Origin of the sequence: Vibrio hannami, from assembly GCF_029589055.1 — a bacterium.
Taxonomy (GTDB): domain Bacteria; phylum Pseudomonadota; class Gammaproteobacteria; order Enterobacterales; family Vibrionaceae; genus Vibrio; species Vibrio hannami.
Genome location: NZ_JARQZP010000007.1, coordinates 35,014 through 60,000 on the forward strand (window position 1 = coordinate 35,014; position 24,987 = coordinate 60,000).

The window sequence follows — 24,987 nt, forward strand, 5'->3', positions numbered from 1 at the left end:
GAGGGAACGGTCATGACAAGTTTAACTAAAGATATCCAGTCTATTACTGAAGCAAAAAACTCAGCTGGCGCTCCATGGGATGCAATCAATCCTGAATCAGCAGCACGTATGCGAGCGCAGAATAAATTTAAAACAGGTTTGGAGATTGCGCAGTATACGGCTGATATCATGCGTGCAGATATGGAAGCGTATGACAAAGATAAATCTATGTATACGCAGTCGCTGGGTTGCTGGCATGGTTTTATCGGTCAGCAGAAGATGATTTCTATTAAGAAACATTTTGGTGGCAAGACGGATCGCCGGTACCTGTACCTTTCTGGCTGGATGGTCGCAGCGCTTCGTTCAGACTTTGGTCCTCAGCCTGACCAGTCAATGCATGAAAAAACCGCTGTACCTGCTCTAATCGAAGAGCTATATACCTTCCTTCGTCAAGCTGATGCTCGTGAACTAGGCGGCCTGTTCCGTCAGTTAGATGCTGCTCGTGAAGCTGGTGATGTGGAAGCTCAGGCAACTGTTCAGGAGCAAATCGATAACCATGTTACCCACGTAGTGCCTATTGTAGCCGACATCGATGCAGGTTTTGGTAATGCAGAAGCAACGTACCTTCTTGCTAAGAAAATGATCGAAGCGGGTGCTTGTGCGCTTCAGATTGAAAACCAGGTTGCCGATGAGAAGCAGTGTGGCCACCAGGACGGTAAAGTAACGGTTCCTCATGCAGACTTCCACGCGAAACTTCGAGCACTTCGTTATGCATTCCTTGAGCTTGGTATCGACAACGGCATTATCGTAGCTCGTACCGATTCATTGGGTGCTGGCCTGACAAAAGAAATCGCGGTAGTGAAAGAGCCTGGCGATCAGGGTGATGTATATAACTCGTTCCTGGATGTTGAAGAAGTCGATGCATCAGCACTACAGCAAGGTGATGTGTGCTTCCAGCGTGATGGCAAACTGGTTCGTCCTAAGCGTCTGCCTTCTGGTTTATACGAGTTTCGTAAAGGAACAGGTGAAGCTCGTTGTGTGTTTGACTGTATTGAGGCGATTAATGCTGGTGCAGATTTACTTTGGATTGAAACGGAAAAACCTCACGTTGGTCAGATTGGCGGCATGATGGATGAAATTAAGAAAGTACATCCAAATGCGAAGCTGGTTTACAACAACTCGCCATCCTTCAACTGGACGCTTAACTTCCGTCAGCAGGTATTTGATGCAATGGTTGAAGCGGGTGAAGATGTATCTCCATACAACCGCGATAGCCTGATGAGTGCAGAGTACGATGATACAGAGCTAGGCAGAAAAGCGGATGATAAGATCCGTACCTTCCAGGCGGATGCAGCTCGCGACGCTGGTATCTTCCACCATTTGATTACTCTACCGACTTACCACACTGCGGCGCTATCTACGGATAACCTTGCTAAAGAGTACTTTGGTGACCAGGGTATGCTTGGTTATGTTGCGAATGTACAGCGTAAAGAGATCCGTCAGGGCATTGCTTGTGTTAAGCACCAGAACATGTCTGGCTCTGATATCGGTGATGACCATAAAGAATACTTCGCTGGTGAAAACGCACTGAAAGCGGCAGGTGAGTTGAATACTTCTCACCAGTTCGATTGATAGGATCAGTGAAGCTGTCATTCCTGTGAAAACAGATCCCGGACAATTGCTTAGGCAATTTCCGGGATGACACTTTGATTTACCTTTAGTGATATTTAGAGGTTATTTATGACACAGTCTCAGATACACCTGCAGGATGCAAATGAACTACTCACCTCTGATGGCTTTAAGTCGAATGGTACCTGGTACCATGGCACATCGTCAGCATTGATTGGTTCGATCAAAACTCAGGGATTAACGCGTTCGGGGGATCAGGCGCTTAATCAGGCAATTGAGAACACCATGAAAACCATAGGTAACTCTTACAATCAATCCGTTGAGCCTGTGTTTCTAACTCAGAGTAAAGAGCTGGCTTTTTACTGGGCACAACAAACCGTTCGGGAACGTGGTGTTCGATTTGAAGATGATGAAGAGCCTGTCGTATTAGAAGTGAGGTTGCCCGGTGAATTGCAAAGTTATGTTAAACCCGATGTGGGGGCACGGACTTTGTTTATGATGGGAGGTAATGAGCAATATATGAGTTTTCTTACATCTGTGTATGAGAAAAGTGCTTTGCATTTTCCTGATATTGACTGGATGCAGGCGGACAGAATGGAATTTCGAAGCAAGTTGGGGATGGTCTATATCGATATGGATATAGCACCTGAGTATTTGAAAGTACTGTGAGAATCGTCAGAATCTCTGAGCGGCTTAAAGCCGCTCACTAGCTACCGGGAGATCATTTTATCTAGTCGAAAATCTCAACACTAAAGTTCGTTCAGTTCGTCGTCGTACTCTTCTTCTTCAAAATCCTGAAATTCACCCTCTTCAGGTTCAACCTCTTCCTGAAGTTCCAGCAAATGGATAGCAATGGTAACGAAATCGCTATCAGTGATAATGCCAACTAATACGCCATTGGAAACAACCGGAAGGCATCCAACTTTATGCTTTTGCATATAAGTAGCACTCTCTTTTAAACCCGCGTGAGGGTCAACTGTCATAACGTTTTTACGCATGGCAATATCAAGAGGGGTGGTTAAGGTGTGTGATTTTTCTTCAGGGATTTTTTGTAGGCTGGATTCTTGCGCAGATAATACATCGCGCTGAGTAACCACACCCAATAAATGGTGTTCAGTGTCTACTACCGGTACATGACGGATATCGTGTTCATCCATCAGGTGTTTGGCATCGGACAGAGAGTTCGACCGCAACAGGGTATGAGGGTTGCGAGTCATCATGTCTTCAACTTTGATCATCCCGACCTCCTGTAATTATTGTTCTAAATGGTTGATCTCGTGTACCTAAACTCGATCAGCCTTTAATTAACTATAGGATTATTTGCCTTATATATCTGCGAGGTGTCCCCATTTTTGACGGATTTTTTTAAAGAAAAAGAGTCGTCATATAAAGTTACAAAATGTTTCTTTGCGCAATCGATTTTCTAGGCAATTAATTTATCCAAATCCTTGCTATTAACAGGCTTGAGCCTATACTACCCGATGCTAAAATTTTTAACTTAAACTCGCCTGAAGACCTGTATATGCAAGTATCCGATTTCCACTTTGAATTACCCGATGAACTTATTGCCCGTTACCCAAAAGCCGAGCGTTCTTCGAGCCGTCTGCTCCAGCTAAATGGAGAGACTGGGCAGGTAACAGATAGATCATTTAAGGATGTACTTGATCTGGTTGAAGAAGGCGATCTTCTGGTATTCAACAATACACGCGTTATTCCTGCTCGTGTTTTTGGTAGAAAAGCGAGTGGCGGTAAACTTGAAGTTCTGGTTGAACGTATGCTTGATGAAAGTACGATTCTTGCCCATGTTCGCTGTTCGAAATCGCCAAAGCCAGGTACTGAGCTGTTCCTTGGTGAAGAAGATCAATATAAAGCAGAGATGGTTGCTCGTCACGATGCTCTGTTTGAGATCAGAATGAAATCGGATAAAACCGTACTGGATATTCTGAACGATGTCGGTCATATGCCTCTTCCTCCTTATATTGATCGTCCAGACGAAGATGCAGATAAAGAGCGTTATCAAACGGTTTACAACGAAAAGCCAGGTGCGGTTGCAGCGCCAACAGCTGGTCTGCACTTTGACGATGAGATTCTGGAAAAGATCAAACAGAAAGGTGTTGAGTTTGCATACGTAACGCTTCATGTGGGTGCTGGCACATTCCAACCTGTTCGTGTTGATAACATCCACGATCACCATATGCATGCAGAGTATGTAGAGGTTACACAGGAAGTGGTTGATGCAATTAACGCGACCAAAGCTCGTGGTGGCAGAGTGGTTGCGGTTGGCACAACATCAGTACGTTCTCTTGAAAGCGCAGCACAAAGTGCTATTAAAAATGGTACTGAGCTAGTGCCATTTTTTGACGATACTGAGATCTTCATCTATCCGGGTTACGAATACCAGCTGGTGGATTGTCTTGTGACTAACTTCCATCTGCCGGAATCTACGTTAATCATGCTGGTAAGTGCTTTTGCTGGATATGACAATGTAATGGCAGCGTACAAGCACGCAGTAGGCCAGAAGTACCGCTTCTTCTCGTACGGGGATGCGATGTTTGTAACTAAAAAATCGTAAACAAGCGTCATCCCTGAACTGGCCGTCCGCCTCGTCAGGGATCTAAGTAAATTAGCTAGTAGATTCCTGCCTCCGCAGGAATGACGATGAATAGCTTTACTGCGTGGGAATACATACGGTAGTTGATACTGTATGAAGAAGTATTAGGTTATGAGGTAGCAACTGGTTAGGTATGCATTCCAACGCGGAGCGTAGGAACGAGTTGACCTTTTCCTCTTGAATCTGAATAAATCAAAGGCGGTGAGCTACGCTTACCCTGCCGAATCTAAAAACCGCCAGACTGTTTCTCTGGCACATTGGAGGCTTCGTGAAATACGAACTATTTAAAAAACAAGGCAATGCGCGTCGTGGTCAGCTGACTTTTGAACGCGGTACAGTTCAGACACCTGCATTTATGCCTGTTGGTACTTACGGTACGGTTAAAGGCATGACTCCGGAAGAAGTTAAAGGTACTGGTGCCGAGATCCTTCTTGGTAACACCTTCCATCTTTGGCTACGCCCAGGCCAGGAAATCATGAAGATGCACGGTGACTTGCACGACTTTATGAACTGGCAAGGTCCTATCCTTACCGATTCAGGCGGTTTCCAGGTATTCAGCCTTGGCGATATCCGTAAGATAACTGAAGAAGGTGTTCATTTCCGCAATCCGGTAAATGGTGACAAGATCTTTATGGATGCTGAAAAATCCATGGAGATTCAGAAAGACCTTGGTTCAGATATCGTAATGATCTTCGATGAGTGTACACCTTACCCAGCGACGCATGCTGAAGCTAAAAAGTCGATGGAGATGTCACTCCGTTGGGCACAACGCAGCCGCGATCACTTTGATAAGCTGGAAAATCCAAACTCTCTATTCGGTATCGTTCAGGGCGGTGTTTACGAAGACTTGCGTGATGTATCTGTAAAAGGCCTGACTGAAATCGGCTTTGATGGCTATGCTGTTGGTGGCCTGGCTGTAGGTGAGCCTAAAGAAGATATGCACCGTGTTCTGGAGCATACTTGTCCTCAACTACCTGAAGACAAGCCTCGCTACCTGATGGGTGTTGGTAAGCCGGAAGATCTTGTGGAAGGTGTTCGCCGTGGTATCGATATGTTTGACTGTGTTATGCCAACTCGTAACGCACGAAATGGCCACCTATTTGTAACTGGCGGTGTAATTAAGATTCGTAACGCTAAGCATAAGACAGATACAGGACCACTGGATGAGCATTGTGATTGCTACACGTGTCAGAATTATTCTAAGTCTTACCTGCATCATCTTGATCGCTGTAACGAAATCTTAGGTGCACGTCTTAATACTATCCACAACTTACGTTACTATCAGCGTCTGATGGAAAGTATTCGTAAGGCGATTGATGAAGATCGTTTTGACGAGTTTGTAGAAGAGTTCTACGCTCGACGTGATCGCGAAGTTCCACCTTTGAATAAATAAGGCTTATATATAAGCCTTAATAGATTTGCTCAATAGTAGATCCAGATCTAAGTTGAGTGAATCAAAGCACGGAACTGCTTATATGTTGGGTGTTTGAGCCTTGAAAAGGTGTCACAAACACCCAATAGAATAAACATATTAAAACTTTTATTAATAGAGGACGTTTTTGAATGAGTTTTTTCATTTCTCAAGCTCACGCAGCTGCTGAAGGCGCAGCACCGGGTGGTGGTTTCGAAATGCTAATCATGCTTGGCATGTTTGCAGTGATTTTCTACTTTATGATTTACCGCCCACAGAACAAGCGTGTTAAAGAGCACAAAGCGCTGATGGCATCAATGTCTAAAGGTGATGAGGTTCTTACTGGCGGTGGTCTGGTTGGTAAGATTGTTAAGATCTCTGAAGACAACGACTACATCTCAATTGCCCTAAATGACAACAATGAAGTAACTATCAAAAAAGACTACGTTACAGCAGTGCTGCCAAAGGGTACGCTTAAATCTCTATAATCAGGCTTAAGGGTCCTCACTGTGCTGAACCGTTATCCATTATGGAAGTATCTGATGGTGGTTTTTGCCATCCTTATCAGTGCGCTATACGCCCTTCCAAATATCTACGGTGAAGATCCAGCAATTCAAATTACAGGGGCGCGCGGCGCCTCTGTTGATATGGCTACGCTGGATTCTGTCACCCAGGCTCTTGATGAAAAGAGTCTTTCTCATAAATCTGTTGCATTAGAAAATGGATCAATTCTTGTTCGCTTTAACGATACTGATACCCAAATCAGTGCTCGTGATGTTATCGGCGAAGCTCTTGGTAGAGATGTAGTAGTAGCATTAAACCTTGCTCCAGCAACACCTGACTGGCTTGAATCTATTGGTGCAGAACCAATGAAGCTTGGCCTTGATTTGCGTGGTGGTGTTCACTTCCTGATGGAAGTAGATATGGATGCTGCTATGGACAAGCTATTGAATCAACAGGAAGAAGCATTCCGAACTGAGCTGCGTGAAGAAAAGATTCGCTACCGTGCTATCCGTAAACAGGGTAAGGACACAGTAGAAGTTGTTCTTCGTAATGCAGAGCAGTTAGCGCAAGCTAAAAGTGTTCTGAGCTTAAAGCACCAGGATATGGTGTTTGTTGATTCAGATGACAATGGCTCTTTTTCGCTAAAAGCGTCCTTTAGTGAGGCTCGTCTTGCTGAAGTGCGGAACTATGCGGTAGAGCAGAACATCACTATCTTGCGTAATCGTGTAAACGAACTGGGTGTTGCTGAACCTCTTGTTCAACGCCAGGGCGCTAGCCGAATCGTTGTTGAACTACCTGGTGTTCAGGATACTGCTCGCGCGAAAGAAATTCTTGGTGCTACTGCAACTCTTGAGTTCCGTGAAGTTGATGATAAAGCCGACCTTGCAGCTGCTGCAAATGGTCGTGTTCCTGCGGGAAGCGAGTTGAAGTTCGACCGTGATGGTCGTCCGGTTGTTCTTAAGAAGCGCGTTATTCTGGGTGGTGATAGCATCACTGACGCTAGCTCAAGCAATGATGAATATGGTCGTCCTCAGGTAAATATCTCACTGGATAGTGAAGGTGGCACTAAGATGTCAGCATTCTCTAAGAAGAATGTTGGTAAGCTAATGGCTACTGTATTTGCTGAGTACAAAGATAGCGGACGCAAGACGCCTGAAGGTAAGATCATCCTGAACAAGCACGAAGAAGTGATTAATCAGGCGACGATTCAGACTGCTCTTGGCCGTAACTTCCGTATTACCGGTATTGATTCTACTGCTGAAGCTCACAACCTTGCATTGCTACTTCGTGCTGGTGCGCTTATCGCTCCGATTTCGATTGTAGAAGAGCGTACGATTGGTCCTTCAATGGGTCAACAGAACATCGACATGGGTATTCAGGCATGTATCTGGGGTATGGTTGCGGTAATGCTGTTTACCTTGATCTACTACCGTAAGTTTGGTCTGTTTGCCAACCTGGCACTTATCGCGAACCTGGTTCTTATTATCGGTGTTATGTCTATGATTCCTGGGGCGACAATGACGCTACCTGGCATCGCAGGTATCGTATTGACAGTAGGTATGGCGGTTGATGCTAACGTACTGATATTCGAGCGTATACGTGAAGAATTGCGAGAGGGAAGAAACCCTCAACAAGCAATCCATCAGGGTTATGCTAATGCATTCAGTACCATTGCCGATGCGAACATTACTACGCTAATTACAGCGATTATTCTGTTTGCGGTAGGTACAGGTGCAATCAAAGGTTTCGCCGTGACTCTGTCTATCGGTATTTTGACCTCGATGTTTACAGCTATTGTGGGTACACGTTGTATCGTGAACCTGCTGTATGGCGGTAAGCGTATTAACAAATTGTCGATCTAAGGAAAAGTTATGTTTCAGATAATGAAATCAGACAGAACGATCGACTTTATGCGTTGGTCGAAGTTTACGTTTGTACTTTCTATCGTTGTTATTTTGGGTGCAATTTTTACCCTATCTACTAAGTGGATGAACTGGGGGCTGGATTTTACTGGTGGTACGTTGATCGAAGTTGGCTTCGAGCAACCGGCAAACCTGGATAAAATCCGTGATTCACTTGAAGCAAAAGGCTTTGGTGATGCAACGGTTCAGAACTTCGGAAGTGCTCGTGAAGTGATGGTTCGCCTTCGCCCGCGTGAGGGTGTTCAGGGCGAAACTCTGGGTAACCAGATCCTTGATGCACTGAAGGAAGGTACTGGTGAAAGCGTAGAGATGCGTCGTATCGAGTTCGTTGGCCCAAATGTGGGTGATGAGCTTACAGAAGCTGGTGGTCTGGCGATCCTTGTTTCTCTGATCTGTATCCTGATTTACGTATCAATGCGATTTGAGTGGCGTCTGGCTGCTGGTGCGGTACTGGCACTTGCTCACGATGTTATCATTACACTAGGTGTTTTCTCGTTCTTGCAAATCGAAGTTGACCTGACAATCGTAGCGGCATTGCTGACGGTAGTAGGTTACTCACTTAACGATACCATCGTTGTATTCGACCGTATCCGTGAGAATTTCCGCAAGATGCGTAAGGGTGAACCTGCTGACATTATGAACAGCTCGATCTCTCAAACACTGAGCCGTACCTTGATTACATCTGCAACGACTTTGTTTGTGGTAATCGCGCTATTTACTAAAGGCGGTGCAAACATCCATGGCTTTGCGACTGCATTGCTATTGGGTATTGTTGTAGGTACTTACTCTTCTATCTATGTTGCTTCGGCGCTAGCTCTGAAACTGGGTATCCAGAAAGAGCACCTGATGCCTCCTCAGATTGAAAAAGAAGGTGCAGAGTTTGATGAGATGCCATAGCGGTTAATATCGTTAGCGTTTTACAAATTTTTGATTCTGAAGCCGCAGTGAAAACTGCGGTTTTTTTTGTAGATTTAAAGGTGAAAGGACGGACTTTGTCTTAGGGGTTTTCTCGTTCCAATGCTCTGCGTTGGAATGAATACAGAGCTTGATGAAAATGGCTATTTTGGAAAAGGGATTCGGATTCAAATTAGTCAGTAAGTATGCATTACCACGCAGGAGCGTGGGAACGAGTGGTGAAAACTGCGGCTTTTTTTGAATATAAAAAAGCCCCGCCAACAAGGTTGGCGGGGGCTTAACTGGTTTCAGCTGTGACGGGCTATTGAAACCAGATTCTTGAATTACTTAAGAATCGCTTCGTTACCGTTTTCACGGATGTGGCCCAGCATAGCTTTAACGCCACGAGCACTTGAACCGACAACGTTACCAGACTGCATGTAGTTTGTGCCACCAGAGAAGTCAGTCAAGATTGCACCAGCTTCACGAGCGATTAGTTCACCTGCAGCCATATCCCATGGTTTCAGGCCTAGCTCAAAGTAGCCATCAACACGGCCAGCAGCAAGGTAACATAGGTCCAGAGCTGCAGAACCGGCACGGCGGAAGTCTGCGCAGTCTACAAATAGTGCAGACATGATCTTGAAGTATGATTCAGAGTGTTGCTTCTGCTTGAACGGGAAGCCAGTAGCAAGTACTGCACCCTGAAGGTCTTTAATTGGGTTTACTCGGATACGAGCGTTGTTTAGCTGTGCACCGCTACCGCGTTGTGCTGTAAACAGTTCGTTTAGCATTGGATCGTAAACGCAAGCTACTTCAGTACGGCCTTTCAGGCGAACTGCAATAGATACTGAGAACTGTGGGAAACCTTTAACAAAGTTAGTGGTGCCATCCAGAGGGTCAATGATCCACTGTGCGTCGTTATCTTTACCTTCGATAAGACCACTTTCTTCAGCAATGATACTGTGCTCAGGGTAAGAGCTTTTGATTGTATCAATGATGATAGCTTCGGCTTCTTTGTCTACGTTTGTAACAAAGTCATTAGTGCCTTTCTGAGAAGATTGGATTTTCTCAGCGTTTTCTAGAGATTTAGCAATATGATTGCCTGCTTTTCGTGCAGCACGAATAGCAATATTAAGCATAGGATGCATATTTAATTACCCAACGGATGTTAAAGAACAGAAAGCGGCGGGGAGTATACCAAAGATTTTTAAAAAGGGAAGTGGTTATTTTTTGTTCTCTTCGTAAGTGTATTTACGGGAATACCCGATTCCGTGAACCGCTTTTTTTAACGATGAGCGTGTAATAAATTTCTTCGTAGGGGCATGTTCACTAAATCGGGTACAACCGCAAACACATACTATCCCCTGAGATAAAAAGCTCTGCGACAAAAAATTAATGCCATTTTTGATTCGTCAGTATGAGACACAGAAAAGGTTAACTGACGTACCTTATATGTTAATATCTCGCCCCTTATTTAGATTCAATCAGGTTACTCCCAAATGTTAGATAACGTAAAAATCGTTCTTGTCGGAACATCTCACTCTGGAAATATTGGCTCAGCAGCAAGAGCGATGAAGGTGATGGGGTTGAGTAACCTGGTGTTAGTGGATCCTCAGTGTGAAGTCGATGAACAGACCTTAGCCCTGGCTGCAGGTGCCGGAGATATTGCTGAAAATGCAACCATCGTAGATACCCTTGATGAAGCGATAGAGGATTGCGGTTTAGTGGTTGGTTCTAGTGCTCGTTCCAGAACGCTTGAATGGCCGATGCTTGAGCCGCGTGAGTGTGGTGAAAAATTTGCGCTTGAAGGTGAAAAGCATCCTGTTGCGCTTATCTTTGGTCGTGAGCGTACAGGCTTAACAAATGAAGAGCTTCAGAAGTGCCACTTTCATGTATGTATTCCGGCCAACCCAGAATATAGTTCATTAAATCTTGCGATGGCAGTTCAGACTCTATCTTACGAAGTAAGAGTTGCTTTCCTTGATCGTCAGAACTCAGTGCACCCGACGCAAGAAATAGAGTACCCACGTCACAAAGAGTTAGAGATGTTCTATCAACACCTTGAAAAAGTGATTATTGATACCCAGTTTATCTCAGAGGATAAGCCTAATCAGGTAATGAATAAGCTTCGTCGTCTATTTAGCCGTGCACGACCAGAAATACAGGAAATCAACACTCTACGAGGCATTTTGACATCTGTAGAAAGAGCCGTTGAGAGCAAAAAATAACCATTATTTGAAAATGGTTAAATACCTGACTGTTTTAGTCAAATAAATACTTGACCAATTTAATCGGGTATGAAAAACTTCCTGTAAATAGTTGTCGTGGATACGTGCATTATGAGACTTACATCGAAAGGAAGATATGCGGTAACAGCAATGCTGGATGTCGCACTACATTCACAGGAATCTCCTGTGCCTCTTGCTGATATTTCAGAGCGACAAGGGATCTCTCTCTTATCTGGAACAGCTTTTCTCTAAGTTAAGAAAAGCAGGGCTGGTAGCAAGTGTTCGTGGGCCTGGTGGAGGTTACCGCCTTGGAATGGATGCTTTCAAGATCTCTATCGGTACGGTGATTTCAGCAGTAGATGAGTCCGTTGATGCAACTCGTTGTTCCGGCAAAGGAGACTGTCAGGGAGGCACTCGTTGTCTGACGCATACACTTTGGCGAGACTTAAGCAACCGTATCAGTGATTTTCTCGATAACATTACGCTCGGCGAGCTAATGAACGATAACGAAGTATTAGAAATTTCAGACCGTCAGGAACTAGAACTGGTGGTTAATAGTGGATTTAAAACGACAACAAGCACTGCACCACTCAGTGCAAATGTACGCTCTTAAGCGCGGCAATTTTTCACTGGAGTAAAGAATGAAACTGCCAATATATTTTGATTATTCAGCAACATGCCCAGTTGACCCAAGAGTAGCTGAAAAAATGGTTCAGTTTATGACGATGGATGGAACGTTCGGTAACCCTGCGTCTCGCTCTCATCGCTATGGCTGGCAGGCGGAAGAAGCAGTAGACACTGCTCGTGAGCAAATTGCAGATCTGCTGAACGCAGACCCGCGTGAAATCGTATTTACATCTGGTGCTACGGAATCAGATAACCTTGCTATTAAAGGTATTGCGCACTTTTATGGCAAGAAAGGCAAGCACATCATTACTTGCAAAACTGAACACAAAGCTGTTTTAGACCCATGTCGCCAGCTAGAACGTGAAGGCTACGAAGTCACATATCTTGAGCCTGAATCAAACGGTATCATCGACCTGAACAAACTTCAGGACGCGATGCGTGAAGACACTATTCTGGTTTCCATCATGCATGTGAACAACGAAATCGGTGTAATCCAGGATATCAATGCTATTGGCGATCTATGCCGCGAGCGTAAGATTGTATTCCATGTCGATGCCGCGCAATCAGCGGGCAAGCTACCAATCGATGTACAGGAAATGAAAGTAGACCTTATCTCTCTTTCTGCACACAAAATCTACGGACCAAAAGGTATTGGCGCACTTTATGTTCGTCGTAAGCCACGTATCCGCCTTGAAGCTCAGATGCACGGCGGCGGTCATGAGCGCGGTTTCCGTTCTGGTACGCTTCCAACTCACCAGATTGTAGGTATGGGTGAAGCTTTCCGTATCGCAAAAGAGGATATGCAGAAAGATTACGACCATGCAAAAGCGCTGCGTGACAGACTTCTTGCCGGCCTTAAAGATATGGAAGCTGTTACTATTAACGGTGACCTTGAGCAGCGTTTGCCTAATAACCTGAACATTAGCTTTGCGTTTGTTGAGGGTGAATCACTGCTTATGTCATTAAAAGACTTAGCGGTATCTTCTGGTTCTGCATGTACATCAGCAAGTCTTGAGCCTTCTTATGTACTTCGTGCTCTTGGCCTTGATGATGAACTAGCACATAGCTCAGTACGTTTTTCCTTCGGCCGTTTTACAACGGAAGAAGAAGTAGACTACGCGGTTGAACAAATCCTCGTAGCAGTTAATAAACTAAGAGAGATGTCCCCTCTTTGGGACATGTACAAAGAAGGGATTGATTTGAACACTGTTGAGTGGGCTCATCATTAATCTTGAGGAAGTGAGGAATTAATTATGGCTTACAGTGAAAAAGTGATCGATCACTACGAAAACCCACGTAACGTTGGCTCATTTGAGAAGGATGATCCAAATGTAGGTAGCGGCATGGTAGGCGCACCTGCTTGTGGTGACGTAATGAAGCTTCAGATCAAGGTAACACCAGAAGGTATTATCGAAGACGCTAAGTTTAAAACTTATGGTTGCGGTAGCGCAATTGCCTCAAGCTCATTGGTAACAGAGTGGGTTAAAGGTAAGAGCCTGGATGAAGCGGCTGCGATTCAGAACTCAGAAATTGCAGAAGAACTTGAACTTCCTCCTGTGAAAGTTCACTGCTCAATTTTAGCAGAAGACGCGATCAAAGCGGCCGTTTCTGATTACAAGAAAAAGCACCAAGAATAATAATTTTTAACTAATATAACGAGACAAAGATAGGGTTGTAGTATGGCCATCACCATGACAGAAGCGGCAGCAAGTCGTGTTAAAGCATTCCTGGATAACAGAGGTAAAGGCTTAGGCCTGCGTCTGGGAGTAAAAACCACGGGATGTTCAGGGATGGCTTACGTCTTAGAGTTTGTTGATCAGCTAAATGAAGAAGACAAGATGTTTACGGAAAAAGATGTAAATATCATTATCGACCCTAAGAGTCTGGTTTACCTTGATGGTACCGAACTCGACTTTGTCAAAGAAGGTCTCAATGAAGGTTTCCAGTTCAACAACCCTAACGTTAAAGACGAATGTGGTTGTGGTGAAAGCTTTACAGTTTAATAAAGTTACTTCATGAATCATTTTGAATTATTTGGGCTACCAATCCAGTTTAAGCTGGATGGTAGCCTTCTTTCTACTCAGTTCCGTGAGCTGCAAAAACGTTTCCATCCGGATAATTTTTCTACTGCATCAGAACGAGATCGCCTTCTAGCCGTTCAAAAAGCGGCACAAATTAATGATGCCTATCAGGTTCTGAAAGATCCTATTTCCCGTATAGAATACATTTTGACTTTGAATGGGCTAGAGCTCAGCCACGAAAAGCAGACGGTAAAAGATCCAATGTTCCTGATGGAGCAGATGGAACTGAGAGAAGAGCTTGAAGAGATCACATCTGATGATGCGCTTTTTGACTTTGACTCTAAGGTCAGCAAAATGTACAAACAGTATTTGGCTGAGGCAGAAAAAGAGCTGAATAATGCTCAGTGGGATCTCGCTGCTGACATGGTTAGAAAGCTAAAATTTATCGCCAAACTAAAAAATGAAATCGAGCGGGTTGAAGACAAGCTTATGGCTTAACCCCTTTAATGTTTTGAAGCGTGATACAGAATAGGGACGCTTAATGTTACTTCAAATTGCAGAGCCGGGACAAACCCCTGCTCCTCACCAACAAAAATTAGCAGCAGGTATTGATCTAGGCACCACGAATTCATTGGTTGCTTCAGTACGCAGTGGTGAAGCTAAACCTTTGGTGGATGCCCAGGACAGAGCTATTCTTCCTTCCGTTGTACGTTATACATCTGAAGGGCATCAAGTCGGCCATGAGGCCAGAGAGTCGGCTCAGGTAGATCCGAAAAATACCATTATTTCAGTTAAACGTCTGATCGGGCGCTCTCTTGCTGACATCAACAAACGCTATCCGACTCTTCCTTATCAGTTTGAAGAGAGTGAAAACGGTCTGCCGCTTCTGAAAACAGAAGGTGGTGTGAAGAACCCTATTCAGGTTTCTGCTGACATATTAAAAGCGCTGAATGCACGTGCAGAAGAAACTTTAGGCGGTGAGCTTGAAGGTGTGGTGATAACTGTTCCAGCATACTTTGACGATGCTCAGAGAGCGGGAACTAAAGATGCAGCGACTTTGGCGGGTCTTAAAGGTTCTTCGCCTGTTAAATGAACCAACTGCTGCGGCCATCGCTTATGGTCTGGACTCAGGTCAGGAAGGCATTATCGCAGTGTACGACCTGGGTGGTGGTACGTTTGATATTTCCATTTTGCGTCTTTCGAAAGGCGTATTTGAAGTACTGGCTACAGGTGGTGATTCTGCTCTTGGTGGCGATGACTTCGATCATCTGGTGGCGGATTACTTCCAGTCTCAGATTGGCCTTGAATCACCGTTAACTGCTGAGCAAAACAGAGCGCTTCTGGATGCAGCTACTGAAGCGAAAATTGGCCTTTCTCAGGCTGAAACTATAGAGGTTTCGGTTCTTGGTTGGCAGGGTAAGTTGACTCGTGAACAGTTCGAATCTTTGATTCAGCCACTAGTGAAAAAGACCTTAATGTCTTGTCGTCGCGCTCTGAAAGATGCTGATGTAGATGCGGATGAAGTGATGGAAGTGGTTATGGTAGGTGGCTCTACCAGAACACTGCTAGTTCGTGAGATGGTTGGTGATTTCTTCGGCCGCACTCCATTGACCAGCATTAATCCGGATGAAGTTGTTGCTATTGGCGCAGCTATTCAGGCGGATGTACTGGCGGGTAATAAGCCTGACGCAGAAATGCTGCTTCTTGACGTAATTCCGCTATCTCTGGGTATTGAAACAATGGGCGGATTGGTTGAAAAAATCGTCCCTCGTAATACCACTATCCCTGTCGCTCGTGCTCAGGAATTTACTACCTTTAAAGATGGTCAGACGGGAATGCTGGTACATGTTCTTCAGGGCGAACGTGAAATGGTCGATGACTGCCGCTCGCTTGCTAAGTTCTCCCTGAAAGGTGTATTCCGCCAATGGCGGCGGGTGCAGCGCATATCCGCGTGACTTATCAGGTTGATGCTGATGGCTTGCTCTCCGTTACAGCAATGGAGAAGAGTACTGGTGTTCAGGCCGAAATTCAGGTTAAGCCTTCTTATGGCTTGAGTGACGATGAAGTTGCTAACATGCTGAAAGACTCAATGACCTACGCGAAAGAAGATATGCTGGCGAGATCTCTTGCTGAGCAGCGCGTAGAGGCAGATCGAGTAATTGAAGGTCTTATTGCAGCAATGCAGGCAGATGGTGATGTTCTACTGAATGAAGAAGAGAGAGCCGAACTGTTGAAAGCCATTGAAGCATTGATTGAGCTGCGCAATGGTGATGATGCAGATGCGATAGAACAGGGTATCAAAGATACCGATCAGGCTAGTCAGGAGTTTGCTTCGCGTCGTATGGATATGTCGATTCGTAAAGCACTGGCTGGACAGTCAGTTGACAATGTTTAGACCCAAATAAGTTTAAGCCCGATTTGAAATAAGGTAGAGAAAGTTATGCCAAAGATAATTGTATTACCGCACGAAGAGCTATGCCCGGATGGTGCGGTGCTTGAAGCTGATAGTGGTGAGACTGTTCTGGACGTCGCTCTAAAAAACGGTATTGGTATTGAGCATGCGTGTGAAAAATCGTGTGCTTGTACTACGTGCCATGTAGTGATTCGTGAAGGCTTTGACTCTCTGGAAGAGAGTGATGAACTGGAAGACGATATGCTGGATAAAGCCTGGGGACTGGAGCCTGAATCTCGTTTAGGTTGTCAGGCTAAGGTTACTGATGAGGATCTGGTTGTCGAAATTCCAAAGTACACGCTAAACCACGCATCAGAAGATCACTAGAGACATTAAGAGGATGGAAAAGTTATGAAATGGACGGATTCATTAGATATCGCGATTGAACTGGTAGATAAATTTCCGGAGACTGATCCTAAAACAGTCCGTTTTACCGACCTGCATAAGTGGATTACTGAACTGGAAGATTTTGATGATGACCCGAATCGTTCAAACGAGAAGATTCTTGAGGCAGTGATTCTTTGTTGGATGGATGAAATGGATTAAAGCGCCAGCGTCCAATTTTCTTAACAATTTTTGTTCTAAATAGAAGGGGTTATCCCTTCTATTTTTTTTGTAATAGTGTAGCTTTAATATCAACCTGTTTAAAAAGCTTCAACTGCCCACCCCGCAAGTAATTAAGGCTATATAAACGCCCTCCATCTCAGCTCGGTGAGAAAATATTGCAGTTGAATATGAATAAGGCAGCAGCAAGAGAAATGCTGCATATAAAAAGCAAGGAGAACTCATGTCTACACAGATGTTAGTCAACATTTCAAATCAAGCTGCAGCGCCTCATTGGGGCGAAAAAGCCATTCTTTCATTTGGCGATAGTGGCGCAACTATCCACCTGGATGAAACTCATGATCTTGGCGCAATTCAGAAAGGTGCCCGTAAACTCAATGCTCAGGGCATTAAATCTGTATCACTGCAAGGCGAAGGTTGGGGACTGGAAGAGATATGGGCTTTCTATCAGGGATATCGCGCTTCAAAAGGAGCCGTAGAAGTTGAATGGACACCATTAGCTGAAGCAGACGAGAAAGAACTAGAAGCAAGAATTAGAGCCACTGACTGGGTTAGAGAAATTATTAATAAGCCAGCGGAAGAAGTGGCACCGCGCCAGCTTGCAACTATGGCTGGTGAGTTTATCAAATCCCTGGCACCAGAACATGTGACTTACAAAATTGTAAAAGACAAAGATCTTCTCACTGAAGGTTGGGAAGGTATTTATGCAGTAGGTCGTGGCTCTGAGCGCACTTCGGCAATGCTACAGCTTGACTACAACCCGACTGGTAACGACGACGCACCTGTATTTGCTTGCCTTGTTGGTAAAGGAATCACGTTTGATTCAGGCGGATATAGCCTGAAACCATCAAACTTTATGACCTCTATGAAAGCCGATATGGGTGGTTCAGGTACCATCACAGGTGGTCTTGGTCTGGCAATCATGCGCGGGTTGAACAAGCGTGTGAAATTGATTCTATGTTGTGCAGAAAATATGATTTCTGGTCGAGCTCTGAAGCTTGGCGATGTCATTAAGTACAAAAACGGCAAAACCGTTGAGATCCTAAATACCGATGCAGAAGGTCGCCTTGTACTTGCTGACGGCTTGCTTTATGCGAGTGAACAAGAACCAGAGTTGATTATCGACTGTGCAACACTGACAGGGGCTGCAAAAAATGCGTTGGGTAACGACTACCACGCGCTAATGAGCTTTGATGAAGAACTTTCTCACATTGCGCTCGATAGTGCTCGTAAAGAGAAAGAAGGCCTGTGGCCGCTTCCTCTGGCAGATTTCCACCGTGGAATGTTAAGCTCAAACTTCGCCGACCTTGCTAACATAAGCAGCGGTGATTACACGCCAGGGGCGAGCACTGCGGCAGCATTTCTGTCCTATTTTGTGAAAGAGCACAAAAAAGGATGGTTACATTTTGACTGCGCTGCAACTTACCGTAAAACTGCTACAGATAAGTGGTCTGCAGGCGCAACCGGTATCGGTGTTAGGACGCTCGCGCGTATTCTGAACGAGCAGGCAAAATAATAATACTTATAAATAGGAGCTGCCCGGAATTTCAACAGGGCAGCATTAGAAAGATAAAGTAGTAAAAGGACACTCTATGGCCCAGGAAAGAACATTTTCTATCGTAAAGCCAGATGCGGTTAAACGAAATCTTATTGGTGAAATTTATCACCGGATCGAGCAAGCTGGTCTGCAGATTGTTGCAGCTAAGATGCTGCACCTGACACAAGAACAGGCTGCTGGATTTTATGCGGAACACAAAGAAAAACCTTTTTTCGAAGATCTTAAAGCGTTTATGACTTCAGGCCCTGTCATGGTTCAGGTGCTTGAGGGTGAAGATGCAATCGAGCGCTACCGTACGCTAATGGGGAAAACAAATCCTGAAGAAGCGGCTTGTGGCACTATTCGCGCAGACTATGCACTAAGCATGCGTTATAACTCAGTTCACGGCTCAGACAGCCCTCAGTCAGCAGCTCGTGAAATAGAGTTTTTCTTCCCGGAATCAGAGATCTGCCCTAGACCTGCTGAATAATCTAATCAGGTCTTTTCGCTCATTCCCACGCTCAGCGTGGGAATGTATATATAATCCCCAAAATTCAACACATCTCAATATAAACATCGTCTGATACACATCACACTTTTTCTTGTTGAAAACGCTCAAACGCTGTACAATTCGCGCCCCAGTTTTAAGTTCCATCGGTGAGAGGCAACATGACCATTTCAAAAGTCAATTTAATGGATTTTGATCGCAAAGGACTACGCGAATATTTTGCGCAAGAGCTTGGCGAAAAAGCATTCCGTGCAGATCAGGTCATGAAGTGGATTTATCACTTTGGTTGTGATGACTTCAACCAGATGACGAACCTAAACAAGAAGCTACGTGAGAAACTTCTTGCAGTCGCTGAGATTAAAGCACCATACGTATCGGATGCTCAACACTCATCAGATGGCACCATTAAGTGGGCGATGAGAGTGGGCGATCAGGACGTTGAAACCGTATATATCCCGGAAGATGATCGTGCAACCTTGTGTGTATCGTCTCAGGTTGGTTGTGCATTGGAATGTAAATTCTGTTCAACTGCGCAGCAGGGTTTCAATCGCAACCTTAAAGTTTCAGAGATTATCGGTCAGGTTTGGCGCGCAGCGCGTGAAATCGGCTTGGAAAAAGAGACGGGTCGCCGCCCTATTACTAACGTTGTAATGATGGGCATGGGTGAACCTCTGCTAAACATGAAGAACCTGATTCCAGCACTTGAACTAATGTTGGATGACCTTGGCTTTGGTCTTTCAAAGCGCCGCGTAACTGTGTCTACTTCTGGTGTTGTTTCTGGTCTTGAGCAAATGACCGGAAATATTGATGTTGCACTGGCAATTTCACTGCACGCACCAACGGATGAGCTTCGCCGTCAGATTATGCCAATTAATGATCGTTGGAACATCGAAGCGTTCCTGGAAGCGGTACGTACCTATATTGCGTCTACTAATGCTAACCGCGGTAAAGTAACCGTTGAGTACGTTCTGCTGGATCATGTGAATGATGACATGGAGCATGCAAGACAACTCGCAGAGTTACTAAAAGATACACCTTGCAAAATCAACCTTATTCCATTTAACCCTTACCCTGGTTCACCATACAACAAACCAAGTAATTCTCGTATTGACCGTTTCATGAAAACGTTGATGCAGTACGACAATACGGTGACGGTGCGTAAAACCCGTGGTGATGACATCGATGCTGCTTGCGGGCAGTTGGTAGGAGATGTGATCGACCGTACAAAACGCACAAAACAGAACCAGTCAGGGGAACCTATCCCAGTTAAAGCTATCTGAGTATCTGAACGATAGCCATGGATTCGGAGTAACTCTGACATAAATAGAGAGTTGCTCCACATGAAAAGATGGTCAATGGCTACTTTTGTTGCTTGTTTGCTGGTGGGATGTGTTACAGTTAACGAGCAAGATATAGATAGCAATTTCGACAAGTTACAGGCTGCCAGAGCGAGAATTGCTCTTGGTCTCAGTTATCTCGATGCCGGAAATATGGTTAAGGCAAGAGAAAACCTGGAACTGGCAGTGCAATATGCACCAGATTACTATCGTTCTTTAAATTCAATTGCTTACTTTTACCAGCGAGTTGGTGAATTCGAACTGGCGGAGCGAGCATATAAAAAAGCATTGCGGAAGTCTCCAGAGAACGGCGATTTGTTCAATAACTACGGTGCATTCTTATGTAAACGTGGCGAATATGAAAAAGCCGACGAGTATTTCAACCGTGCGATTGAACAGCCTCATTATTACCTTGTATCAGATAGCTATGAAAATGCTGCTGTCTGTGCCTTAAAGGGAGGTAATAGAAAAAAGGCAAAGTACTATTTCGGACGCTCTCTGGAAAATGAGCCTTATCGACGTATTTCATCTCTTAAACTTTCTGAGTTGGAGATAGAAGACGGAGAATTAGATTTGGCAAGAAAAAGACTTCTTAGGTTTCAACATAAATTTGGATACCAGCCAGCAAATTTAGCTCTCTTAATTGAGTTAGAACAACAAGCAGGTAATAACCATCTAACAGAAGAGTACAAAAACACTTTTGATAGCATGTATCCAGGTTTAAAACAGAATTAGAAGCACAAAGCGGATGAGTACGGAAAACGAGACAGTAACACCACAAGAAGAAGCAGTAGTCGTTAAAGCAGGGGATCTGCTTCGCACTAAGCGTGAAGAACTCGGCATTTCACAAAAAGATATTGCTGATAGGCTAAGGCTAAGAGTCGCTATCATTGAAAGCATCGATAACAATGTTTTTGAGTTTGACCACGTAGCAACATTTACTCGTGGCTACCTAAGATCTTATGCAAAGGCTGTCGGGCTTGATGAAAAAGAGGTGCTAGCGGCACTGGATGGTGCTGAAGAAGCTCAGCATAGTCCTCAGTCAATGCAAAGTTTCAGTCGTAAAACCAAACGTGAAAAACACGATAGCAGAATCACCAGTTTGTCCTGGGTGATTTTTGCCGTAATTATCGGTATCTCTGCGGTTTGGTGGTATCAGAATCAACAAGATACCCTGGACGAAGCTACGCTACTAGATGACCAGCAGCCAGTTGTTAGCGTGGAAGAAACGGTAGCAGAAGTTGAAACTTTCGCTGAGCCATCTACAGTAATTGAACAAGCTGAAGAACCAATTCAGGAAGCCGATGCTGCGGTATCACAGGAGCCATCGGAGCCTGTTGCAATAGAAGAGACTCAAACTGAAGAGGTTGCTCAGGAACAAGATGTGCAGCCAGCTGAAGAATCTGCCGCTGATGAAGTCACTGTGATTGAAATAACAGAAGAAGTTCAGGAACCTGTTGCTGTAGCAAATACTTTGGTTATGAATTTCTCTGCAGATTGCTGGGTTCAGGTGAAAGATGCTGATGGCAAAACACTGGTTACTGGTGTTAAAAAAGCGGGTCAGAACCTGAATGTAGCAGGAACTTTGCCTTATAGTGTTGTTTTGGGTGCTCCTGAAGGGGTAAAAATGACATTAGCAAGTGAACCTGTTGACCTTTCTGGGTATACTTCAGGCAAAGTCGCTAGATTTACTTTACCTTAGAAACCTATATGCAACACGAATCTCCTATAAAGCGTCGCCCATCGACACGTATATACGTGGGCGATGTACCGATTGGCGATGCTGCGCCAATCGCCGTTCAGTCGATGACCAACACACGTACCACAGACATTGAAGCTACCGTAGCGCAAATTAAAGCGCTTGAAAAAGTAGGTGCTGATATCGTCCGTGTTTCTGTTCCAACCATGGATGCCGCTGAAGCGTTTAAAGCAATTAAGCAGCAAGTGAATGTTCCATTGGTTGCCGATATTCATTTTGACTACCGAATTGCCCTGAAAGTGGCAGAGTATGGCGTAGATTGTCTTCGTATTAACCCTGGCAACATAGGCAAAGAAGATCGTATCCGTGCGGTAGTGGACTGTGCTCGTGATAAGAGCATCCCAATTCGCATCGGTGTGAACGGTGGTTCTCTGGAAAAAGACATCCAGGAAAAATATGGCGAGCCGACACCGGAAGCTCTGGTTGAGTCTGCGATGCGTCATGTGGATATTCTGGACCGTCTGAACTTTGATCAGTTTAAGGTTAGCGTCAAGGCATCGGATGTATTCCTTGCTGTTGACTCATATCGTTTACTGGCTAAGCAGATCGATCAGCCTCTTCATTTGGGAATTACTGAAGCAGGTGGTGCTCGCGCGGGATCGGTGAAGTCTGCGGTTGGTCTAGGCATGCTGCTGGCAGAAGGGATCGGTGATACACTTCGTGTTTCTTTGGCTGCTAATCCGGTTGAAGAGATAAAAGTAGGTTTCGATATTCTGAAATCACTAAGAATTCGTTCTAGAGGCGTTAACTTCATCGCTTGTCCTACCTGTTCAAGACAAGAATTCGATGTAATCAGTACGGTAAATGCTCTGGAAGAACGCCTCGAAGATATCATTACCCCAATGGATGTTTCTATTATTGGCTGCGTGGTTAATGGACCCGGCGAAGCGGAAGTATCCCATATGGGGGTAGCTGGTGGTAATCGTAAGAGTGCTTTCTATGAAGACGGTAAACGTCAGAAAGAGCGCTTTGACAACGATAATATGGTCGACCAGTTAGAGGCTAAGATTCGTGCTAAAGCATCTATGTTGGATCAGGCTAAGCGAATCGACATTAATCAAGTAGACGAAAACTAAATTCAACGATTACGGTAACAAAACTGTGGCAAAAACTATTCAAGCAATCCGAGGCATGAACGATTGTCTCCCAACTAACTCTCCGCTTTGGCAGAAAGTGGAAGGTACTGTAAAAAATGTAATCAGTGCTTACGGCTATAGCGAAATCCGCATGCCGATCGTTGAAATGACTCATCTTTTCAGCCGCGCTATCGGTGAAGTGACCGACGTTGTAGAAAAAGAGATGTACACGTTTGAAGATCGTAACGGCGATAGTCTGACTCTGCGCCCTGAAGGGACGGCGGGTTGTGTACGTGCTGGTATTGAGAATGGTCTTCTGTACAACCAGGAACAACGTCTTTGGTATATGGGGCCAATGTTCCGTCATGAGCGTCCGCAGAAAGGTCGTTACCGTCAGTTCCATCAGGTTGGTGTTGAAGTATTTGGTCTGAACGGACCGGATGTAGATGCGGAGATGATCATGATGACCGCTCGTCTGTGGCGTGAGCTGGGTATTTCTGACCACGTACGTCTTGAACTGAACTCTATCGGTTCTCTGGAAGCTCGTGCGAATTATCGTGATGCTCTGATTGCTTATCTGGAACAGCATATGGATGTTCTGGACGAAGATGCGAAACGTCGTATGTACACCAACCCACTGCGCGTTCTTGATACCAAGAACCCAGACATCCAGGCTATTCTGGGTGATGCTCCTAAGCTTTCCGAGTACCTGGACGAAGAGTCAAAGCAACATTTTGCGGGTTTGTGTGAACTTCTTGATGCTGCGGGAATCGAATATCAGGTTAATGAACGTTTGGTTCGTGGTTTAGATTACTACAACCGTACTGTGTTTGAGTGGATTACAGAAAGTCTGGGAGCTCAGGGAACAGTTTGTGGCGGTGGTCGTTACGACGGTCTTGTCGAGCAACTTGGTGGCAAAGCTACGCCAGCAGTTGGCTTTGCAATGGGACTAGAAAGATTAGTTCTTCTGCTTGAAACCCTAGAGCTGAATGAAGTAAGACGCTCTGTAGATGTATATCTTGTTACTGCCGGTGAAGGCACCATGATGGCCGGAATGAAGCTTGCCGAGCAACTTCGCGGTGAAGTACCAGGTATTCGAGTTATGAATCACTTTGGTGGTGGTAACTTTAAGAAACAATTTAAGCGTGCTGACAAAGTTGGTGCAGCAGTCGCATTAGTGTTAGGTGAGAACGAAGTTGCCGAGAACACGGTAGTACTTAAGGATTTAGTCGGTGGCGAACAGCGCACTGTTACTCAGTCTGAAGTTGCTTCTCAACTAGTAGATTTGATTTAAGAGGAATAAACGTGGTGGCACTACACGATAGCGAAGAACAACAGGTTGAAGCCATAAAGGATTGGTGGAAAGAGAACGGCAAAGCAGTCATTCTTGGTGGTGTTATTGGTATTGGCGGTATCCTTGGCTGGCAGTACTATCAGGACTCTGTAATGTCTGCGAAAGAAGCAGCGTCAGAGAGCTACACCGTTGCAATTGAAACACTAGCAACGAAAGGTATTGAAGCAGCACCACTGGCTCAGAGCTTTATCGATCAAAATAAAGATACGGACTATGCCAACCTTGCTGCTCTTCAGCTAGCTCGTGTACAGGTAGAAGCTGGCGAGCTGGATGAAGCTCTTGCTCAGCTAAACTGGGTTAAGTCGAACACCAAAGATGAAGCAATCCTTCCTTTAGTCTCTTTCCGTATTGCACGTATTATGGCGGAGAAGAAAGAACTGGATGACGCGCTTGCTGAACTGAATACGGTCACATCTTCTGCATGGACTGGACGGGTGGCTGAGCTAAAGGGTGACATTATGTTACTTAAAGGCGACAAAGAAGCTGCATATAGTGCTTATACCGAAGCTCAGCAAGCAGGTGATGCGAGCCAGAGTATTCAGGTTAAACTGGACGATCTTGCCAAGTAAGGGCT

At 44.9% G+C, this 24,987-nt stretch carries 24 protein-coding genes and 2 pseudogenes; 24 read left to right on the plus strand and 2 right to left on the minus strand.

What is annotated here, in order from left to right:
- The first annotated feature begins 12 nt into the window (after positions 1–12).
- Together P7F88_RS14490 and P7F88_RS14495 are read left to right on the plus strand one after the other, a co-directional pair.
- Positions 13–1,611 carry an isocitrate lyase gene (locus tag P7F88_RS14490; protein WP_277825847.1) on the plus strand — a complete coding sequence of 533 codons (1,599 nt, stop codon included), beginning with the start codon at positions 13–15 and terminating at the stop codon, positions 1,609–1,611.
- Positions 1,612–1,719: 108 nt separating this feature from the next.
- Positions 1,720–2,277 (plus strand): hypothetical protein, encoded by a 558-nt coding sequence (locus P7F88_RS14495; RefSeq protein ID WP_277825849.1) that lies wholly within the window; start codon positions 1,720–1,722, stop codon positions 2,275–2,277.
- Between the two features lie 80 nt (positions 2,278–2,357).
- On the opposite strand, the gene P7F88_RS14500 is transcribed toward P7F88_RS14495, so the two are convergent.
- Positions 2,358–2,846, minus strand: coding sequence for a CBS domain-containing protein (locus P7F88_RS14500; protein ID WP_277825852.1), 489 nt, complete (start codon positions 2,844–2,846; stop codon positions 2,358–2,360).
- A 284-nt stretch (positions 2,847–3,130) separates the two neighbouring features.
- Between P7F88_RS14500 and queA the strand changes: the two genes are divergently transcribed.
- The 5 genes from queA (at position 3,131) to secF (ending at position 8,953) form a co-directional block, all read left to right on the plus strand.
- Positions 3,131–4,180 (plus strand): tRNA preQ1(34) S-adenosylmethionine ribosyltransferase-isomerase QueA, encoded by a 1,050-nt coding sequence (queA, locus tag P7F88_RS14505; protein ID WP_277825854.1) that lies wholly within the window; start codon positions 3,131–3,133, stop codon positions 4,178–4,180.
- Positions 4,181–4,487: 307 nt separating this feature from the next.
- Positions 4,488–5,612: a tRNA guanosine(34) transglycosylase Tgt gene (gene tgt / locus P7F88_RS14510; RefSeq protein ID WP_277825856.1), complete on the plus strand. Its 1,125-nt coding sequence runs from the start codon at positions 4,488–4,490 to the stop codon at positions 5,610–5,612.
- Positions 5,613–5,782: 170 nt separating this feature from the next.
- The gene (yajC, locus tag P7F88_RS14515) at positions 5,783–6,118 is read left to right on the plus strand and encodes a preprotein translocase subunit YajC (RefSeq protein WP_277825858.1); all 336 of its coding nucleotides are present in this window, start codon (positions 5,783–5,785) and stop codon (positions 6,116–6,118) included.
- 21 nt (positions 6,119–6,139) lie between these two features.
- Positions 6,140–7,996: a protein translocase subunit SecD gene (gene secD / locus P7F88_RS14520; protein ID WP_277825860.1), complete on the plus strand. Its 1,857-nt coding sequence runs from the start codon at positions 6,140–6,142 to the stop codon at positions 7,994–7,996.
- Positions 7,997–8,005: 9 nt separating this feature from the next.
- Positions 8,006–8,953 (plus strand): protein translocase subunit SecF, encoded by a 948-nt coding sequence (secF, locus tag P7F88_RS14525; RefSeq protein ID WP_277825862.1) that lies wholly within the window; start codon positions 8,006–8,008, stop codon positions 8,951–8,953.
- A gap of 341 nt (positions 8,954–9,294) precedes the next feature.
- Here secF and suhB read toward each other — a convergent pair whose 3' ends face one another.
- Complete coding sequence (gene suhB, locus P7F88_RS14530; protein WP_277825864.1) at positions 9,295–10,098, minus strand: inositol-1-monophosphatase; 804 nt, start codon at positions 10,096–10,098, stop codon at positions 9,295–9,297.
- Positions 10,099–10,449: 351 nt separating this feature from the next.
- Here suhB and trmJ point away from each other — a divergent pair, with 351 nt between their 5' ends.
- The 17 genes and pseudogenes from trmJ (at position 10,450) to P7F88_RS14615 (ending at position 24,982) form a co-directional block, all read left to right on the plus strand.
- On the plus strand, positions 10,450–11,178 hold the full coding sequence (gene trmJ / locus P7F88_RS14535; RefSeq protein WP_277825866.1) for a tRNA (cytosine(32)/uridine(32)-2'-O)-methyltransferase TrmJ: 729 nt from the start codon (positions 10,450–10,452) through the stop codon (positions 11,176–11,178).
- A 111-nt stretch (positions 11,179–11,289) separates the two neighbouring features.
- A pseudogene (gene iscR, locus P7F88_RS14540) lies at positions 11,290–11,791 on the plus strand (Fe-S cluster assembly transcriptional regulator IscR).
- Positions 11,792–11,819: 28 nt separating this feature from the next.
- Positions 11,820–13,034: an IscS subfamily cysteine desulfurase gene (locus P7F88_RS14545; protein WP_277825868.1), complete on the plus strand. Its 1,215-nt coding sequence runs from the start codon at positions 11,820–11,822 to the stop codon at positions 13,032–13,034.
- Between the two features lie 24 nt (positions 13,035–13,058).
- Positions 13,059–13,442 carry a Fe-S cluster assembly scaffold IscU gene (gene iscU / locus P7F88_RS14550; RefSeq protein ID WP_277825870.1) on the plus strand — a complete coding sequence of 128 codons (384 nt, stop codon included), beginning with the start codon at positions 13,059–13,061 and terminating at the stop codon, positions 13,440–13,442.
- A 42-nt stretch (positions 13,443–13,484) separates the two neighbouring features.
- A complete protein-coding gene (iscA, locus tag P7F88_RS14555) occupies positions 13,485–13,808 on the plus strand; it encodes an iron-sulfur cluster assembly protein IscA (RefSeq protein ID WP_277825872.1) in 324 nt (107 codons plus the stop codon).
- Between the two features lie 12 nt (positions 13,809–13,820).
- Positions 13,821–14,324: a co-chaperone HscB gene (gene hscB, locus P7F88_RS14560; RefSeq protein ID WP_277825874.1), complete on the plus strand. Its 504-nt coding sequence runs from the start codon at positions 13,821–13,823 to the stop codon at positions 14,322–14,324.
- Positions 14,325–14,367: 43 nt separating this feature from the next.
- Positions 14,368–16,221: pseudogene (gene hscA, locus P7F88_RS14565) on the plus strand (Fe-S protein assembly chaperone HscA).
- Between the two features lie 45 nt (positions 16,222–16,266).
- Positions 16,267–16,605 carry an ISC system 2Fe-2S type ferredoxin gene (gene fdx, locus P7F88_RS14570; RefSeq protein WP_277825876.1) on the plus strand — a complete coding sequence of 113 codons (339 nt, stop codon included), beginning with the start codon at positions 16,267–16,269 and terminating at the stop codon, positions 16,603–16,605.
- Between the two features lie 24 nt (positions 16,606–16,629).
- Entirely contained in the window at positions 16,630–16,824 is a 195-nt protein-coding gene (gene iscX, locus P7F88_RS14575) for a Fe-S cluster assembly protein IscX (RefSeq protein ID WP_277825878.1), read from the plus strand.
- Between the two features lie 241 nt (positions 16,825–17,065).
- Positions 17,066–18,358: an aminopeptidase PepB gene (pepB, locus tag P7F88_RS14580; protein ID WP_277825880.1), complete on the plus strand. Its 1,293-nt coding sequence runs from the start codon at positions 17,066–17,068 to the stop codon at positions 18,356–18,358.
- Positions 18,359–18,434: 76 nt separating this feature from the next.
- Complete coding sequence (ndk, locus tag P7F88_RS14585) at positions 18,435–18,869, plus strand: nucleoside-diphosphate kinase (protein ID WP_277825882.1); 435 nt, start codon at positions 18,435–18,437, stop codon at positions 18,867–18,869.
- Positions 18,870–19,048: 179 nt separating this feature from the next.
- Complete coding sequence (gene rlmN / locus P7F88_RS14590) at positions 19,049–20,167, plus strand: dual-specificity RNA methyltransferase RlmN (RefSeq protein ID WP_277825884.1); 1,119 nt, start codon at positions 19,049–19,051, stop codon at positions 20,165–20,167.
- A 75-nt stretch (positions 20,168–20,242) separates the two neighbouring features.
- The gene (gene pilW, locus P7F88_RS14595) at positions 20,243–20,959 is read left to right on the plus strand and encodes a type IV pilus biogenesis/stability protein PilW (protein ID WP_277825886.1); all 717 of its coding nucleotides are present in this window, start codon (positions 20,243–20,245) and stop codon (positions 20,957–20,959) included.
- 13 nt (positions 20,960–20,972) lie between these two features.
- On the plus strand, positions 20,973–21,926 hold the full coding sequence (rodZ, locus tag P7F88_RS14600) for a cytoskeleton protein RodZ (RefSeq protein WP_277825888.1): 954 nt from the start codon (positions 20,973–20,975) through the stop codon (positions 21,924–21,926).
- A gap of 8 nt (positions 21,927–21,934) precedes the next feature.
- A complete protein-coding gene (gene ispG, locus P7F88_RS14605) occupies positions 21,935–23,059 on the plus strand; it encodes a flavodoxin-dependent (E)-4-hydroxy-3-methylbut-2-enyl-diphosphate synthase (protein ID WP_277825890.1) in 1,125 nt (374 codons plus the stop codon).
- 25 nt (positions 23,060–23,084) lie between these two features.
- On the plus strand, positions 23,085–24,353 hold the full coding sequence (gene hisS / locus P7F88_RS14610; RefSeq protein WP_277825892.1) for a histidine--tRNA ligase: 1,269 nt from the start codon (positions 23,085–23,087) through the stop codon (positions 24,351–24,353).
- A gap of 14 nt (positions 24,354–24,367) precedes the next feature.
- Complete coding sequence (locus P7F88_RS14615) at positions 24,368–24,982, plus strand: YfgM family protein (RefSeq protein WP_277829194.1); 615 nt, start codon at positions 24,368–24,370, stop codon at positions 24,980–24,982.
- Positions 24,983–24,987 lie beyond the last annotated feature (5 nt).

Bases quoted from the DNA above. Each gene is read 5' to 3' on its own strand.
- fdx (WP_277825876.1), top strand. From the start codon at position 16,267: ATGCCAAAGATAATTGTATTACCGCACGAAGAGCTATGCCCGGATGGT.
- P7F88_RS14545 (WP_277825868.1), top strand. From the start codon at position 11,820: ATGAAACTGCCAATATATTTTGATTATTCAGCAACATGCCCAGTTGAC.
- iscA (WP_277825872.1), top strand. From the start codon at position 13,485: ATGGCCATCACCATGACAGAAGCGGCAGCAAGTCGTGTTAAAGCATTC.
- iscX (WP_277825878.1), top strand. From the start codon at position 16,630: ATGAAATGGACGGATTCATTAGATATCGCGATTGAACTGGTAGATAAA.
- rlmN (WP_277825884.1), top strand. From the start codon at position 19,049: ATGACCATTTCAAAAGTCAATTTAATGGATTTTGATCGCAAAGGACTA.
- pepB (WP_277825880.1), top strand. From the start codon at position 17,066: ATGTCTACACAGATGTTAGTCAACATTTCAAATCAAGCTGCAGCGCCT.
- trmJ (WP_277825866.1), top strand. From the start codon at position 10,450: ATGTTAGATAACGTAAAAATCGTTCTTGTCGGAACATCTCACTCTGGA.
- queA (WP_277825854.1), top strand. From the start codon at position 3,131: ATGCAAGTATCCGATTTCCACTTTGAATTACCCGATGAACTTATTGCC.
- ndk (WP_277825882.1), top strand. From the start codon at position 18,435: ATGGCCCAGGAAAGAACATTTTCTATCGTAAAGCCAGATGCGGTTAAA.
- pilW (WP_277825886.1), top strand. From the start codon at position 20,243: ATGGCTACTTTTGTTGCTTGTTTGCTGGTGGGATGTGTTACAGTTAAC.
- P7F88_RS14500 (WP_277825852.1), bottom strand. From the start codon at position 2,846: ATGATCAAAGTTGAAGACATGATGACTCGCAACCCTCATACCCTGTTG.
- P7F88_RS14495 (WP_277825849.1), top strand. From the start codon at position 1,720: ATGACACAGTCTCAGATACACCTGCAGGATGCAAATGAACTACTCACC.
- rodZ (WP_277825888.1), top strand. From the start codon at position 20,973: ATGAGTACGGAAAACGAGACAGTAACACCACAAGAAGAAGCAGTAGTC.
- ispG (WP_277825890.1), top strand. From the start codon at position 21,935: ATGCAACACGAATCTCCTATAAAGCGTCGCCCATCGACACGTATATAC.
- hscB (WP_277825874.1), top strand. From the start codon at position 13,821: ATGAATCATTTTGAATTATTTGGGCTACCAATCCAGTTTAAGCTGGAT.
- P7F88_RS14490 (WP_277825847.1), top strand. From the start codon at position 13: ATGACAAGTTTAACTAAAGATATCCAGTCTATTACTGAAGCAAAAAAC.
- secF (WP_277825862.1), top strand. From the start codon at position 8,006: ATGTTTCAGATAATGAAATCAGACAGAACGATCGACTTTATGCGTTGG.
- suhB (WP_277825864.1), bottom strand. From the start codon at position 10,098: ATGCATCCTATGCTTAATATTGCTATTCGTGCTGCACGAAAAGCAGGC.
- yajC (WP_277825858.1), top strand. From the start codon at position 5,783: ATGAGTTTTTTCATTTCTCAAGCTCACGCAGCTGCTGAAGGCGCAGCA.
- iscU (WP_277825870.1), top strand. From the start codon at position 13,059: ATGGCTTACAGTGAAAAAGTGATCGATCACTACGAAAACCCACGTAAC.